The organism is Vibrio sp. 10N.222.51.C5 (assembly GCF_041474575.1).
GTDB classification, from domain to species: domain Bacteria; phylum Pseudomonadota; class Gammaproteobacteria; order Enterobacterales; family Vibrionaceae; genus Vibrio; species Vibrio crassostreae_C.
On sequence record NZ_JBFRUJ010000080.1, the window covers coordinates 1 to 19,092 of the forward strand.

Sequence of the window (19,092 nt, forward strand, 5' to 3'; positions counted from 1 at the left end):
GAGCAGCTGCTTTCTCAAGCATCAGATGTGGAAGGCGATGACTTGACGGCCAGCAGCCTAACGGTCGACGGTGATGCGACGGTTGTAGCTAATGATGACGGCAGCTTCACCATCACGCCAGATGAGAACTTCAATGGTGACATCGATATCAGCTTCGATATCTCTGATGGCACCAATACGGTTCAAGCTTCTGCAGACCTAACCGTTAACCCAGTAAATGATTTGCCAGTACCTCAAGACCAACAGTTCAGTATTGCAGAAGACGGTACTTTACAGTTCACAGACGCGGATCTGCTTACAGGCGCGACAGACGTTGAAGGTGATAACCTGACGGTTGAGGGCATCACTTATGAAGGCACTGATGGCGTACTGACTGACTTGGGTGAGGGATCATATAGCTTTGCTCCAAACGAAAACTTCAATGGTGATGTGAGCTTTAGCTTCGATGTGTCAGACGGTACCGATACCGTGTCTGCAAACATTGATGTTAGCGTGACTCCTGAGAACGATCCGCCTGTTGCGGGCTCAACGTCCTACACGGTGAATGAAGATAATTCGATTACCATTTCTGATGCACAACTATTGGCAACATCTTCAGATATTGAAGGTGATGTATCGATAGACAGCGTGACTTACTCTGGTAGCGACGGTGTCCTCGAAATCAATGGTAACGGCACTTACACCTTCTCGCCAAATGAGAACTTCAGCGGTGAAATTGCACTGGATGTGGTTGTTGCTGATGAAGATGGTGCGACCGACTCAACGACCGCGGGCATCAATGTTCTTGAAGTGAACGATCCGCCGGTTGCAGGCCCTACGTCTTACACCATTGATGAAGACTCAGTACTTACCTTCAGTGAGTCTCAAGTGTTGCTTAACGCCTCAGATGTAGAAGGGGATGTTGAGCTTGTTGGTATTAGCTACGATGGCCCTGAGGGTATCTTCTCAGTAAATGGTGACGGCACTTGCAGCTTCGCTCCAAATGAGAACTTTAATGGCCAAGTTCAGCTTGATGTCACCATTCGTGATGAAGATGGTGCAGAAGTGGAAACCGTCATCAATGTTGACGTATTACCAATCAATGATGCGCCAGTGTCTGGTGATTTGGCTTACAACGTTAACGAAGATGGTTCAATCACACTGAGCCAAGATCAGCTGTTGTCTCAAGCGTCCGATGTAGAAGGCGAAGATCTAACCGCAAGTGACTTAACAGTTGGTGGTGATGCGACGGTTGTAGCTAACGATGACGGCAGTTTCACCATCACACCAGATGCGAACTTCAATGGTGACATTGATATTCAATTCAACATCACTGACGGTACTGACACGGTTCAAGCAACCGCCGATCTTACTGTTAACCCAGTTAATGACTTGCCGGTTCCTCAAGACCAACAATTCAGTATCGCAGAAGACGGTACGCTTCAATTTACAGACGCCGACTTACTTACCGGTGCCACCGATATTGATGGCGACGACTTAACCGTTGAAGGTATTAGCTATACAGGTGGTGATGGCGTACTGACCGACCACGGTGATGGTACTTATACCTTTGCGCCAAACGAGAACTTCAATGGCGATGTGAACTTCAGTTTCGATGTGTCTGATGGCACAGAAACAGTCAGCGCTAACATTGATGTGAGTGTGACTCCTGAGAACGATCCGCCAGTTGCGGGTTCAACCTCATACATGGTCAATGAAGACAATGCCATCACAATTTCTGATGAACAGTTGCTAGCTAACTCTTCGGATATTGAAGGTGCGGTGTCGGTTGATACTGTGACTTACAGTGGCACTGATGGTGTGTTCCAAGATAACGGCGATGGCAGCTATACCTTCCTTCCTAATGAAAACTTCAGCGGTGATATCAGCCTTGATGTGATTGTTGCAGATGAAGAAGGTGCAATTGATGAAACCACAGCAGGTATTACCGTTCTTGAAGTGAACGATCCACCAGTTGCGGGTCCAACGTCATACACCATTGACGAAGATTCGGTTCTGACGTTCAGTGAATCTCAGATTCTTGTGAATGCTTCGGATATCGAAGGCGATGTAGAACTTGTTGGCATTAACTACGATGGCTCTGACGGTATCTTCACTGTAAATGGTGATGGTACATGCAGCTTTGCACCCAACGAAAACTTCAATGGTCAGGTTCAACTGGGTGTGACCATTCAAGATGAAGATGGCGCAACGGTTGAAACACACATTAACGTTGATGTATTGCCAATCAATGATGCGCCAGTATCGGGCGATTTGGCTTACACCATCAATGAAGATAGCTCCATCACGCTAAGCCAAGAGCAATTGCTAGCAAGAGCAGGTGATATCGATAGCGATAACTTAGAAGCTATCAATCTATCTACTGATGAAAATGCGACCATCCAACACAATGATGATGGCAGCTACACCATCACACCGAACGCAGATTACAACGGTGACCTAGATCTGAACTTCGATATCATCGATAACGATGGTGGTTCAGTTCAAGTTGGCCTAGACATTACCGTGAATCCGGTTAATGACTTGCCACAAGCGCAAGATCAACAGTTCACGATTGAAGAAGACGGTACGTTACTCTTCACCGATGCTGACCTGCTTGCAGGTGCGTCGGATATTGATGGTGATGAACTGTCGATTGAAAACGTGCTCTACACTGGTGCAGATGGTGTTCTTAGCGATAATGGCGACGGCACATATAGCTTTGCTCCAAACGAGAACTTCAATGGTGATGTTCAATTCTCATTCGATGTCTCTGACGGTACTGATTCAACATCAGCTGTTATTGATGTCAGCGTAACGCCTGAGAATGACCCACCAGTAGCGGGCTCAACATCGTACACAGTTCAAGAAGATGGCCAAATCACGATCAGTGATGAGCAATTATTGGCAAACTCTTCCGATGTAGAAGGTGATGTTTCACTGTCTGGAGTATCGTACTCCGGTGATGACGGCTCTTTTGTTGATAATGGCAATGGTACTTACACCTTTACGCCAAATGAAAACTTCGATGGTGATATTTCACTAGACGTTGTTGTCGTTGACGAAGACGGTGCAACCGCAACCACAACCGCTGGCATCGATGTTATCGCTGTGAATGACGGACCTGAAACTTCGGGCATTCAGGCTGAAGTCGATGAAGATAATTCAATCACCATTACTCAAGAGCAGTTACTCGCTAATGCGACCGATGTTGAAGGTGATGAGTTAACGGCATCTAACCTACAAACCAACGATCCAGATGCGACAATTGTTACTAATGACGATGGTTCATTCACTATTACGCACACAGAAAACTTCAATGGCGAGTTGGACTTCACATACAGCATCAGTGATGGTGAGAATGAAGTTCTGACGACACTCGACTTGACGGTTAACCCTGTCAACGATGCGCCAGAAGCGGGCGATGAAATCTTCATCCAAGCGCAAGAAGACCAAACAGTTGGTGTGACACTTCGTGAAGAACCAGCACTACGTTTAGACCAAGCGCCAGAAAACGGCATCATTGAAGCAAATGTGAATGACGAATGGGTGGTACTGGAAGTAGGACAAGAAGTTCCTGCAGATACCGAAGTGCGCTTTGTTCCAAGTGAAGATGCTCTTGCTGAAGGTACACACACCACACAAATCGGTACGTTTGACGATAACGCGAGTGTGGATGATTGGGGTACAGAAGTTGACCCTTATACGCGTGAGTTCTCAGATGGTGACTTAACGGTAACTGTTCAAAGTAACGATGACCCTCTTGGTGCCTGGAATGGCAACACCCACATTGGTCATGGTATCGGTGATACTGACCGCCAAGGCTTAAGTGGTGATGAGAAACTGACGGTTTCAGTTGAAGGTCAAGACATCAATGAAATCAGTTTCCACCTAGATGGTTTGGGTGGCTGGTTCATGGAAGAGTCTCGTCACTTTACAGAAGTAGAAATCAAAGCGTTCAATGAGGATGGCGACCTAATTGACTCGATGACTTACCACAAAGAAGACCGTGGTACTTTCGAGACAGATTACACGCTAACGGTTGATCAACCAGTGTCCTACTTTGAGCTTGGTACCGTGCAAGGTAATGGTACTTACGTCGTTCAAAACATGACAGTGTCACAAACTTGTCATGATGAAGCGGTGTTTACATCGATTGGTGTAGATGGCTCAGAGATTACTGAAACGGTTGAGTTGAATATCCATGCGGGTGACAACGAAATCGAGTTAACGGCTGATCTTCCGAATATTACTGTCGATACCGATGGTTCTGCCCAGTTTGCTTCGGTTGTGATTACCGAAGAGCAACTACTGGCGCAAGCATCTGATATTGATGGCGACGACCTTGATATTGAAAATCTAGAGCTAGTGGGTGAAAACTCAGAGCATGCAACACTCACCGATAATGGTGATGGCACTTGGACGGTAACACCGGATGAAAACTTCCATGGTGAAATCGAACTTGGTTACCAAGTTACCGATGGTGAGCTGACAGACAGCAATATCATCAATATCAATTTCGAATCAGTAAATGATGCGCCAATCGTTTCTGGCCCGATTGTTCTATCGACAGATGAAGATGAAGGTATCACGTTCAGTGCAGATGACTTGCTAGCGAACACCACAGATGTGGAAGGCGATACGCTGTCTATTTCTGACATCACTTACGGTGGTGATAACGGTGAGCTAGTTGATAACGGCGATGGTACGTTTACCTTCATGCCGAATGAAAACTTCAATGGTGAAATCGACATCGACTACAAGGTGTTTGATGGAACTGATGAAGTTGCAACGCATCTAGACCTAACGGTCGTACCAGTCAATGATGTGCCGGTTCCGGGTGAACCATTGCACACCCAAATGCTTGAAAACGGCTCCATGATCATCGAAGCGAAAGACCTATTGTCTGGTGCGACCGATGTTGATGGCGACATTCTTCATGTCGAAAACCTATTACTTGCAGACCAAACGCAAGGTACGTTAACGGATAACGGTGATAATACCTTTACCTTCGAACCTGCAGAAGACTTCTACGGTGAAGTGAATCTGACTTTCGATATCAGTGATGGCCAAGCAAGTGCACCAAGCACTGCAAGAATTGACGTTGAAATTGTCAATGAAGGCCCTGAGGTGAGTGGTCCAATTGAAGCCACTGTTGATGAAGATGGTTCAATCACTATTACTCAAGAGGATCTGTTAGCGAATGCAACCGATGTAGATGGCGATAACCTTGAAGCGGTTAACTTTGCGACCAACGATCCAAATGCTGTTGTTGTAGAAAACCCAGACGGTAGCTTCACGATTACACCAAGTGCAGATTTCTTTGGTGAGATTGAATTTACTTACGATGTCACTGACGCAATCGAAACTGTTGCCGCTGACCTCAACCTAACCGTAAATCCAATCAATGATGCCCCAGACGTGCCTGACATGTCTTTCGCTACGGAAGATGGTCAAGCGATTACTATTACCGAAGCTGAATTACTGGCACAAGCGACAGACGTTGAAGGTGATGAACTGTCAGTTGTGAATGTAACGAGCGCAAGCGACACGGTAGAAGTCACAGACAATGGTGACGGAACATACACATTAACACCAGAGCAAGGCTTCTTCGGTAATGTTGACTTAGCGTTTGATGTGAGCGATGGCACTGATGTGGTTGCCGCAAACATCGACCTAAAAGTTGAGTTCGTCAACGATGCGCCAGAAGCGACACCGATGGTGGCAGATGTCGACGAAGATGGTTCAATCCTCGTTACACAAGAAATGCTGTTGGAGAACGCGAGCGACCAAGATGGCGATGAGCTATTTGCTTCTTCGCTTGAAACCAATGATCCGAACGCCAGCATTGTAGACAATGGTGATGGCACGTACACAGTGACACCTTCTGAAAACTTCAACGGTGATATTGCATTCACTTATGAGGTGAGCGATGGTGAGCTGAGCACGTCTAATGATATGACATTGACCGTGAATCCGGTGAATGACATTCCAATTGTTGCCCCAGGCATGTACCACATCGAAGAGGATGGCAGCATCCTGTTCACTCAAGAAGATCTGTTGAGTGGTGCGATTGATATTGATGGCGACGACCTAAGCGTTACTAGCATCAATTACTCTGGCGATGAAGGCACAGTCACCGACAATGGTGACGGCACGTTCAGCTTCGTTCCTGAAGAGCACTTCAGTGGTGATCTGCAGTTCAGCTTTACGGTAACAGACGGTACGGATGAGGTTGAACAAGACCTTAACGTTCATATTGAAGCAGTCGCGGATGCGCCGGATCTTGTGATAACCGATGGCGACGGCGTTAACGTTGATGACCAAGCTATTTTGGTTGAGCCAGGCGGCATTGTTGAACTGAACATTGCGGCGGCACTTGTCGACCAAGACTTGTCTGAAACACTCACTGTTACAGTAGATGGTGTGCCAGAAGGTTCGGTTATTCAATACGATAACGAAGGCGTTCTGAATGACCAAGAGAACGGTATCACCAGTTACAACGACACTGAAATCACAGTAACGTTTGAAGGTGAGACGGCTGGCTACCAAAACGCTGCGGGTTACTACAAAGTAGACGAAGACGGCAACATCACAGGTGTTGAAGTTGTTTACGAAAACGCATCACAAGTTGGTGGTGGCGGCGACCTTGTTCCAGGGCAAGATCAATTCAGCTTCCAAGTCGAGGAAGGCGAAAGCTTTAACCTGTTCTTAATTCCAAACGGACATCAGCACAACGACTTTGATGCGATGCAAGACGGTCAGTACGAGTTCCGTGCTGAGGATGGTTCGCCTGCGAACATGGATACGGTTGATCCTCAACTTGTCTTTGTGGCTGCTGATGGAACCGAGACAGTGATTCAAGGCCAGAATGGTGACGCGATCTTCCATGGTGGTTCAAGCTCTCAGCTAAACCAAGATGGTATCGAACATACTCGCACGACGGTTAATGAAGACGGCGAGCTGGTTTACGGCTTTGAAGATTTGTATGGCGGCGGTGATGCTGACTACACAGATTTCAACTTCACAATCGATGTGGGTGAAGTGAACAGCCAAATCTACAGCGGTGAAGTAACGGTTGGCCCTGATGGTACGGTGAACTTACCGACAACGGCTATCGAAAATTCACTACAAATCCAGTTACCAGAAGACTTCAACGAACAGTTTGAAGTTCATGTAACGGCAACCGCAACAGAGCTATCGAATGATGATTCTGAAACGGTCTCTCAAACCATCTACATTAACGCGACAGGCGCGCACATTGAGCACGCACCTGAAGCGCTGCCTGTTGCAGCAACAGTAGAAGAAGATGGTTCTATCACCATTACGCAAGAAGACTTGTTAGCTAATGCTCGTGATCTCGATGGCGATCAGCTGACGGCTCTGAATTTAGCAACCGATGATGAGAGCGTTACGATTACCGATAACGGTGATGGAACGTACACATTAACGCCAGAAGCTGATTTCAATGGCGATGTTAACTTTACGTTTGATGTGTCTGATGGTGATGATGTTGTCTCTACCAACCTAGAGCTAACGGTTTCACCAGTGAACGATGGTCCAGAAGCACAAGACCAGGCATTCACAGTCGGCGAAGATGGCGTGTTAACCTTCAATGACCAAGACCTATTAACAGGTGCAACGGACATTGAAGGGGACGACCTAAGTGTTGAAGGTGTAACTTACACTGGCGCAGATGGTGTCCTAACCGACAATGGCGATGGCACATACAGCTTCGCGCCAAACGAAAACTTCAATGGCGATGTGAACTTCTCGTTCAATGTATCAGATGGTACCGATACGGTAACCGCTAACATTGATGTGAACGTTACGCCAGAGAATGACCCTCCGGTTGCGGGTAGTACGTCTTACACGGTTCATGAAGACAACTCTATTACAATCAGTAACGAACAACTGCTAGCGAACTCTTCGGATATCGAAGGTGAAGTGGCGATTGATAGCGTGACTTACAGTGGTAGTGACGGTGTTCTAGAAATCAACGGTGACGGCACATATACCTTCTCTCCAAACGAGAACTTCAATGGCGAAGTTAGCCTTGATGTGGTTGTTGTGGATGAAGACGATGCAGCCGTATCGACTACAGCGGGCATTACGGTTCTAGAAGTGAACGATCCGCCAGTTGCTGGCCCAACGTCATACACCATCGATGAAGATTCAGTACTGACTTTCAATGAGTCTCAAGTTCTGCTGAACGCTTCTGATATTGAAGGTGATGTTGAGCTTGTTGAGATCAACTACGATGGCCCAGACGGTATCTTCTCAATCAATGGTGACGGTACATGTAGCTTCGCTCCGAATGAAAACTTCAACGGCCAAGTGCAGTTGGATGTGACCATTCAAGATGAAGACGGCGCTCAAGTTGATACTCATATTACGGTTGATGTCCTGCCAATCAATGATGTTCCAGTATCAGGAGACTTGGCATACAGCGTAGAGGAAGACGGTTCGATTACCTTGAGCCAAGAGCAGCTTCTTTCTCAAGCAAGCGATGTAGATGGCGACGACCTGACTGCTTCTAACTTGATTGTTGATGGAGACGCGACGGTTGTTGCTAACGATGACGGCAGCTTTACCATTACGCCAGATGCGAACTTCAATGGTGACATTGACCTAACGTTCGACATTAGCGACGGTACAGATACGCTGGTTGCGACGGCTGACCTAACCGTTAATCCAGTTAATGACCTTCCACAACCACAAGATCAAACGTTCAGCATTGGCGAAGATGGCATCTTGAACTTCACAGATGAAGACTTGCTAACAGGTGCGACCGACATTGATGGGGATGACCTATCGGTTGAAGGCGTGACTTACACAGGTGCGGACGGTGTTCTTACTGATAATGGCGACGGAAGCTACAGCTTTGCGCCAAATGAGAACTTCAATGGTGATGTGAACTTTAGCTTTGATGTGTCAGATGGCACGGATACGGTTCAAGCCAACATTGATGTCAGCGTGACACCAGAGAACGATCCACCTGTTGCAGGTAGCACGTCTTACACCGTTCATGAAGACAACTCAATTACCATCAGCGACGAACAGTTACTTGCTAACTCTTCGGACATTGAAGGTGATGTGGCAGTCGATAGCGTGACTTACACTGGCGCTGATGGTGTTTTTGAAGACAATGGTGACGGTACTTACACCTTCTCGCCAAACGAAAACTTCAACGGCGAAGTTAGCCTTGATGTTGTCATTACTGATGAAGAGGGCGCAACTGAAGCGACCACCGCGGGTATTACTGTACTTGAGGTGAACGATCCACCAATCGCAGGCTCAACCAGCTATTCAGTCAGCGAAGATGAAGTTATAACCATCAGTTCAGAGCAACTGTTGGCGAATGCTTCTGATATCGAAGGTGAAGTGGCGATTGATAGCGTTAACTACACAGGTTCAGACGGTATCTTTACCGACAATGGTGACGGAACATTCAGCTTCGCACCTAACGCTAACTTCGATGGCGATGTAAGCCTTGATGTTGTCGTTACTGATGAAGACGGCGCAACCGTAGCGACCAACGCAAGCATTGATGTTCTGCCTGTTAACGATGCTCCGGTATCGGGCGACTTGGCGTACAGCGTGGACGAAGATGGTTCAATTACCTTGAGCCAAGAGCAATTACTTGCTCAAGCGAGTGATGTTGATGGCGATGACTTAACAGCGGCTAACCTGACCGTTGGTGGTGATGCGACAGTTACTGCAAACGATGATGGTAGTTTCACTATCACGCCAGATGCGAACTTCAATGGCGACATTGATTTGAACTTCGACATTACCGATGGTGATGCGACGCTTCAAGCAACAGCTGACCTAACGGTTAACCCAGTTAATGACTTGCCAACAGTAGGTGAGCCACAATTTGTGACTCAAGAAGACACCAGCTTTACCTTCACAGAAGAGCAACTGCTGCAAAATGCGGGCGACATTGATGGCGATAACCTATCGGTTGAAAATGTGGCTTCAGATAGCGGTACTTTGGTTGATAACGGCGACGGTACTTACACATTCGCACCGAATGAAAACTTCGACGGCAATGTAAATGTGACGTTCGACGTGAATGACGGTACAGCGACAGTACCAGCAGAAGCGACAATTGATGTTCAATCTGTGGTTGATATGCCAGAGCTGTCGATTGCGTCTGACCTAGTGATTGCGTCAGACAACTTCGAGTCTGGATCAAACGGTTGGAATACCGGTACTGAAAGCTCACAAGGCTTCGAATCAGGTGACATGCTAGGTCGTATTGGTGGCACTGGTGGCGATGAAGCAGTCAGCAAAACTTACGACATTCCAAGTGATGTGAGCGAAGTTAATATCTCGTTCAGTTTCTACGAAATTGATTCTTGGGATGGTGAGTCATTCCAAATCTTTGTCGGCGGCGAAGAGCTAACTTCGTTAGACAACTCGGCGTTCCAAACTCAAGATGGCACTACAACATTGTACGATTCAGCGGGCAATGAAGTGGGTGAAGTTGTTCACGGCGTGTCGCAAGGTGAAGGCTTCAGCGGTTGGAACGACCAAGCGCACCAAATCAACCTAACGGTACCCGTTGAAGACGGCCAACTTGAGTTAGGCTTCGGTTCAACCTTGAACCAAGGTGTGAGTGATGAGTCGTTTGGTATCGACAACATCGAAATCACAGTGTCTGACGCGGATTACCAAATCATTGGTACCGAAGATACACCTGTACCACTCGATATTGATGCCGCTCTAACCGATACCGATGGTTCAGAAAACCTTGCTATTTTGATTGAAGATGTGCCGGAAGGCAGCTCGCTTTCTGCAGGTACTGATAACGGTGATGGTACATGGTCATTGCAACCAGGTGAGCTAGAAGGGCTAGAGTTTATCCCTTCAGGTGACTTCAATGGGGATGTGGTTCTAACCGTGAATGCGACGTCGACTGATGTTGATACGGGCACCACCGCAACGGCAACACAAGATGTGACGATTCACATTTCGCCAGCGAACGATGCTCCAGAAGTTGATGGTGATATCAGTGCCGTGACAGCCGAAGATAACAGCATCACGCTAACTCAAGAGCAGTTGCTAGAGCACGCTGTTGACATTGATGGTGATGACCTATCAGCAATCAACCTAACTACCAATGATGAAAATGCGACCGTTCAAATGAACGACGATGGCAGCTTCACCATTACACCGAGTGAAAACTTCAACGGTAATATCGAATTTAGTTACGATGTAACCGATGGGGAAGACATGGTTGCTGCAGGCCTAGACTTGACGGTAACACCTGTCAATGATGCGCCAGAGCTACAAGACCAAGCATTCACTATTGGTGAAGATGGGGTTCTTAACTTCTCTGACGCTGACCTGCTAACAGGTGCAACGGATGTTGAAGGTGATGACCTAACAGTCGAAGGTGTGACATACACGGGTGCTGATGGTGTGCTTACCGACAATGGTGACGGAAGCTACAGCTTTGCGCCAAACGAGAACTTCAATGGTGATGTGAACTTCAGCTTTGATGTGTCAGATGGCACGGATACGGTTCAAGCCAACATTGATGTGAGCGTGACGCCTGAGAACGATCCACCAGTGGCGGGTAGCACGTCTTACACTGTGCATGAAGACAACTCAATCACGATCAGTAACGAACAGCTATTAGCCAACTCTTCAGATATTGAAGGTGAGGTTGCGATTGATAGCGTGACTTACACTGGCAGTGACGGTGTGTTCGAAGACAACGGTGACGGCACTTACACCTTCTCGCCAAACGAGAACTTCAATGGTGATGTGAGCTTAGCGGTTGTTGTTACCGATGAAGAAGGGGCAACAGAAGCGACCACCGCGGGAATCACCGTACTTGAGGTGAACGATCCGCCAATCGCAGGCTCAACCAGCTACTCAGTCAACGAAGATGAAGTTATCACCATCAGTGCAGAGCAACTGTTGGCGAACTCTTCTGATATTGAAGGTGAAGTGGCGATTGATAGTGTTACTTACACAGGCGCTGACGGTATCTTTACTGACAACGGCAACGGCACATTCAGCTTTGCACCGAACGCAAACTTCGATGGCGATGTTAGCCTCGATGTAGTGGTGACAGATGAAGACGGTGCGACAGTAGCCACCAGCGCAAGTATTGATGTTCTTCCAATTAATGATCCACCAGTATCGGGTGACTTGGCATACAGCATTGATGAAGATGGTTCGATTACTCTGACTCAAGAGCAGTTGCTGTCTCAAGCATCTGATGTGGATGGCGATGATCTGACCGCAAGCAACTTAAGCGCAGGCGATAATGCAACCGTTGTTGATAATGGCGATGGCACCTTTACGGTAACGCCAGATGCGAACTTCAATGGCGATATCGACCTAAGCTTTGATATTTCGGACGGCACCGAGTCGATTGTGGCGAACGCCGATCTGACGGTAAACCCAGTCAACGACTTGCCAACGACATCTGATGTTTATGCGAACGTTGATGAAGATAATGTCATCACTATCACGCAGGAGCAGTTACTTGCGAATGCCGCTGATATTGAGGGCGATGACCTTGTCGCTTCCGACTTAACCTTAGTGGGCGACGATGCAACGATTGTCGACAATGGCGATGGCACGTTCTCAATCACTCCAAGCGAAAACTTCAATGGCTACATCGATGTTGCCTACAGCATCAGCGATGGCGACACACCAATTGCCGCTAACTTAGGCTTAACCGTTGACCCAGTTAACGACGCGCCAATTGTTTCTGCTGATGTGGCGATAACCATTGAAGAAGACGGTTCATACACCATTACTCAAGAAGAGCTCCTACAATTCGCGACTGACATCGAAGACGATGACATGACCGCAATTATCGGAGAGCAGGGCGATGAAACAACCGTAACCGGTACAGTGTTGGATGCTGAAACTGGCAATCCAATCGCAGGTGCGGATGTTACGCTAACCGACAACGCAGGTCATTCTTACACAGCGGTGACCGATCAATCTGGTAACTACTCTGTGAGCGGTCCAGTTGTTGACCAAGGTACCGTTACGATTGAACAAGAAGGCTCAATTACTAGCAGCTTCCTAGTTCCAGCAGGCGAAGATACCAATGGTGGCGTGACTGCAATATCTGAAGTCCTTGAAGAAACAGATATGCGTATCGTGGTCACATGGGGTGACAGTCCACGTGATATGGACAACCACCTATGGCTCTACGATACAGAGAATGGCAGTGAGCTAGACCATATTTACTATCGCGACATGAGCCATGATTTGGGTGAAGGTAATGTCGTTCAGCAAGATGTAGATGACACGAATGGCGGTGGTCCTGAAACCATCACTATTCCAAATTATCAAGATGCTGACATGCACTATTCAGTACACAACTACACCAGCAGAAGTTGGGATGTAGATGGTGTTGAAGATGTACAGGTTCAGGTATTTGTTGGCGATACATTGGTTGAAACCTTTAGCCCTGATTTATCTGAAAGCCCATCGGGTGACCACTGGCATGTATTTGATATCGTGAACGGCGTTATTGTTCCAAGCCAAGATGTAGGCAGCGAGAATGCGTTTGATTTACCAACGGCAGAAGAAGCGCTCGCGAATGAAAACGGCATTGATATCTCTGAATTGCTAACCGGCGAGGAAGGTGATGATTCTGGTGAAACGGGTGGTAACGAACCAAGTGTTGGAGATGTTTCCATTGAGAACGCTCTTATCACTGACAATGGTGATGGTACTTACACCATTACACCGGAAGAGAACTTCAATGGTGAATTCTCGATTAGCTACAACGTAGACGATGGCAACGGTGGGGTTACTCCAGCGGAACTAGACGTGACCGTAACAGCAGTTAACGACCTTTCTGTAATTTACGACCACGACTACACCATTAATGAAGATGGTTCGCTGACCTTTACCGATGAACAGCTATTGGCTGGTGCAACGGATATTGATGGCGATGACCTTTCTGTCGAGTCGGTTAACTACGAAGGTACAGACGGTGTGTTCACGGATAACGGCGACGGTACTTATACCTTTGCTCCAAACGAGAACTTCAATGGTAATGTCGACCTAACTTACGATGTGAGTGATGGTACAGATGTTGTATCGGCGAATATTGATGTTCAAGTGGTTCCAATCAACGACGTACCGGTAGCGGGTTCTACGACTTACAGTGTTGAAGAAGACGGCAGTATCACCCTAAGCGATGCACAACTTCTAGCGAATAGCTCGGATGTTGAAGGGGAAGTGTTTGTCAGCGATGTAAGCTACAGCGGCACTGATGGTGTATTCACTGATAATGGTGATGGTACTTACACCTTTGCTCCAAACGAAAACTTTAACGGTGACATCAGTCTTGATGTCTCTGTTATGGATGAAGATGGCGCAACCGCTGAAACAACCGCAGGTATCGACGTCATTGCCGTTAATGACTTGCCAGTTGCAGGTTCAACGACCTACAGCGTTGACGAAGATAACGTGATTACCATCTCTGAAGCACAGCTTCTTGCGAACAGCTCAGACATTGAAGGTGATGTATCCGTTAGCGACGTTTCCTACTCAGGCGCAGACGGTATCTTTACTGACAATGGTGATGGTACTTACAGCTTCGCACCAAATGAAAACTTCAACGGCAATGTCAGCCTAGATGTCACCGTTGCTGATGAAGACGGTGCAACGGCTGAAACCACTGCGGGTATTGAAGTTATCGCGGTTAACGACGCGCCAGTGTCAGGTGACTTGGCTTACTCAGTGGATGAAGATGGTTCAATCACACTAAGCCAAGAGCAGCTGCTTGCTCAAGCATTGGATGTGGACGGCGATGATCTTACCGCTGCCAACCTAACCGCCGGTGATAACGCGACCGTTACGGCAAACGATGATGGTTCATTTACCATTACCCCGGATGCTGACTTTAATGGCGATATTGACCTAAGCTTCGACCTTTCTGATGGTACTGAAACGGTTGTTGCAACGGCTGACCTTACTGTGAATCCAGTGAATGACATCGCAGTTGTAGAAGATGTCGCTTACACCATTGAAGAAGACGGTTCGCTTACCTTTACGGACGAGCAACTGCTAGCAGGTGCTTCTGATATTGATGGTGATGAGCTTTCAGTTGCCGACGTGTCTTACACTGGCGCAGAGGGTGTGTTTACCGACAATGGCGATGGAACCTACACCTTTGCACCGAACGAGAACTTCAACGGTGACGTAAGCCTAGACTTCTCAGTATCTGACGGTACAGAGACGGTCGATGCTAACATCGACGTAACGGTAACAGACGTTAACGATGCACCAGTGGCAGGCGCAACGTCTTACCAAATGAACGAAGATGGCACCATCACATTGAGCCCTGAGCAGTTGATTGCTAATAGCTCCGATGTGGACGGTGAAGTGTCGCTTGATAGCGTGAGCTACTCAGGTGCAGACGGTATCTTGGTTCAAAATGAAGATGGGTCGGTAACGTTCGCACCAAACGAAAACTTTAACGGCGACATCAACCTTGATGTGACGGTTATTGATGACGACGGTGCAACGGCTCAGACTACCGCTGGTATTGAAGTTATTGCAGTTAACGACGCACCAGTGGCCGGAAACGTGGCTTACTCGGTTGATGAAGACGGTTCAATTACGCTATCTCAAGAGCAGTTGCTGGCTAACGCATCCGATGTTGATGGTGATGCACTAACCGCAAGCAACCTATCTGCAGGTGACAATGCGACCGTAACAGCGAACGAAGATGGTTCATTTACTATCACTCCGGATGCTGATTTCAACGGTGACATTGATTTGAGCTTCGATGTGTCAGATGGCCTTGAAACTGTTCAAGCTGGAGTCGACCTAACGGTTAACCCAGTCAATGACCTACCAACAGCAGAAGACCAAAACTTTACTGTTGAGGAAGATGGAACGCTAATCTTCACGGATGCAGACCTACTAGCAGGTGCTGCAGACATTGACGGCGATGACTTGTCTATCGTTGACGTGTCTTACACGGGCGCAGAAGGTGTGTTCACTGATAACGGTGACGGCACTTATAGCTTTGCTCCGAACGAGAACTTCAATGGCGATGTCAACCTAGGCTTCACAGTGACTGATGGCACTGAGACAGTCGATGCCAATATTGGTGTGACGGTAACGGATGTTAACGATGCGCCGGTAGCGGGTTCTACGTCTTACCAAATGAACGAAGATGGCACCATCACAATCAGCCCTGAGCAGTTAATTGCTAATAGCTCTGACGTTGATGGTGAAGTGTCACTTGAAAGCGTGACTTACTCAGGCTCTGACGGCACCTTGGTTCAAAACGATAATGGGGCTGTGACCTTCACGCCAAACGAGAACTTTAATGGTGATATCAGCCTAGATGTGGTCGTGACCGATGATGACGGTGCAACGGCAACAACAACGGCAGGTATCGAAGTTCTGGCTGTGAACGATGGACCTGAATCTGAGGATGTGAAACTAACCACAGCCGAAGACAGCACCATTCTTATCACACAAGACATGTTGTTAGCTCAAGCTACCGACATCGATAACACCGCAGACGAGCTGTCGGCTTCTGGTCTACAAATCGACCCTAGCTTGGGTGAGTTGCTAGATAACGAAGATGGTACTTGGTCATTTACACCAAACGAAAACTTCAATGGCGATGTGCCAATGACGTTTAACGTTAGCGATGGCCAAGAGACAATTTCAGTCGACGGCAACATCGATGTTACGCCAGTGAATGATGCACCTGAAGCGCCAACCATTGAGATGCAAGGCGAAGAAGATGTGGTCATGGTGATTGACCCTGCTTACATCGCGGGTCAAGTGACAGACCTTGATGGCGACGAGATCAGCATTGAGAGCATCACAGTACGAGCACCAGCGAATGCGACCTTAACTCAGCAACCAGACGGCATGTATCACTTAGTGACTACTCAAGACTTTAATGGCTTAGTAGAACTCGGTTATCAAGCTACTGACGGTGAAGAAGTGGTTGATGGCTCGCTGAATGTGGATGTCATTCCGGTTAACGACGCACCATTCAATGTCGGCAACGCAATGATGACCACAGACGAAGATGGCGCGTTCACCTTCGATGCTGGCGACTTGATGAACTTGTTCGGTGACATTGATACCGCAGACCTTGTTGTTTCTCGCATTATCACCGCAGACGGTGAAGATGGCGGAGAAGTTACAGACAACGGTGATGGTACTTGGACATTCACACCAACAGGCGACTTTGCGGGTGTTTCTGACCTACAAGTTGTCGTGAGTGACGGTGAGTTCGAAACGGTTCTCGATGTTCCTGTGTACGTACGTCCTGTCGCAGATGGCGCGGTTATTTCAACTGACCATGACGGTCCATTAGTCTTCGGCGAAGATGAAACGGGTCACTTGGGACTGAACGTTGGCCTAGTCGATGATTCAGAAACACTAAGTAACTTGGTGATGACAGGTTTCCCTGTTGGATTCGAGGTAACAGATGGTGTGAATACCGTGATGATCACCGAGCCGGGTCAATACATCGACCTGTTCGACTGGGATATCTCAAACATTCAAATGACGCCGCCTGAAGACTTCCATGGTGAGTTCTTCGTAACCGTAAGCGCAACAACGGTTGATTACGGAGATGAGCCGGAAGCGTTTGATGATGGTATCGATTCAGGTGATTTCGAAACTGTGGCGGGTGATTCCATCATCCTAACGGCGGACGACCTAATTGGTTTGGCTGAGAATGTGGATGCAGACAGCGATGATGAAGTGAAACTGGTTCATCTTGCCGACCGCAGCCAAGGTGAGATTGTCGATAATGGCGATGGCACTTGGACGTTCACACCAGCACCAGGCTTCACGGGCGAAGCAGACATTGCGTACGTAGTTGATAAAGATGGCGTGCTTCATGATGAGCAAACTGGCGTAGTCGTGAAAGAAGGCGACTCGCAAGAGAATGCAGCACCAGAAGTTAACAGCATCACAACGACGGAAATCGCAGCGGATGCCACCTTGTCGTTCACTGATGAAGACATGTTAGCGAATCTGAGCGATGCAGAAGGCGACAGCTTGAGCATTGAGTCAGTAAGCTTGATGGAAGGTCAGGGCGTAATTGAGAGCGATAACCAAGGTAACTATCAATTCACTCCTGCTGAAGACTACACCGGCGATGTTCAAGTTGGGTTTATAGCGACCGATGGCGAAAATCGCATCGAAAGCTTCTTCAATGTGGATATCCAAAGTGGCGATGAAGCAGCGGCGAGCGAAGGTTATACCTTAGCTGATGATGGTTCACTAACTATCACGGATGCACAGCTGGTGGATGAGTTAGGCGTCAGTGATTCTGCACAAGTTGTTGATGTTGCAGACGCGAACGATGCTGGCTTCTTTGCCGAATCAGGTGAAGGTGAGTGGACTTACTGGCCGAACGAAGACTTCGATGGCAATTTAGCGATGAATGTTGAAGTTAACGACGGCGGTGAAGTATCAAGTCACAGCTTAAGCATCCAAGTTGAAGATGATTCAGTACAAAGTGATGAACCACAAGTCCAAGCTGCTCAAGCAACAGAAGAGCAACAAGTGGAAGTGGCTCAACAAGCTGATGACCAAGCTCAAGATGCTGAAACTGAAGGCAGCACAGCAGATGTAACCGCGGCACCGGGCGATACCATCTCTATCTCGATTCCAGATGAGGTGAGTGGTAACGAATCGGTTGATTACGCTGATATGTCTGGCTTACCTGAGGGCGCTACTGTGAACAACGCACTGGATAACGGTGATGGTAGCTTCACAATCAGTGGCAACCTAGAGCAGCCTGTATCCGTTGAACTTCCAGAAGGTTATGAAGGTACTAGCGAGATCCAATTCCAAGGTTACGACGAATTGGGTAGTTCAATAGACGGTGCTAGCGGTTCTGTTGAGGTTGAGGTCGATGATCAATACACCATGCAAGGTTCTACTCAAGAGCAGCAACCAGACATGGCGGGTATGGAATCTGGAGGCAGCGACTGGACAAGTTCAGGTGGTCAAGATCAAGGTGTTGACTTCACGGATGACTCTGGAAGCTTTGATTCAGATTCTCAAACTGGAACCGATCAAGGCAACGACTTCGACCAAAGCTCGATTTAATCGAGAGAGCTTAGTTTT

General features: G+C 47.6%; 1 protein-coding gene. It reads left to right on the top strand.

The window, feature by feature from the left end; translation table 11 throughout:
* On the top strand, nucleotides 1–19,074 hold a 19,074-nt coding region (locus AB4558_RS20870), incomplete at its 5' end, for a tandem-95 repeat protein (RefSeq protein WP_372159069.1).
* Between the last annotated feature and the right edge of the window lie 18 nt (nucleotides 19,075–19,092).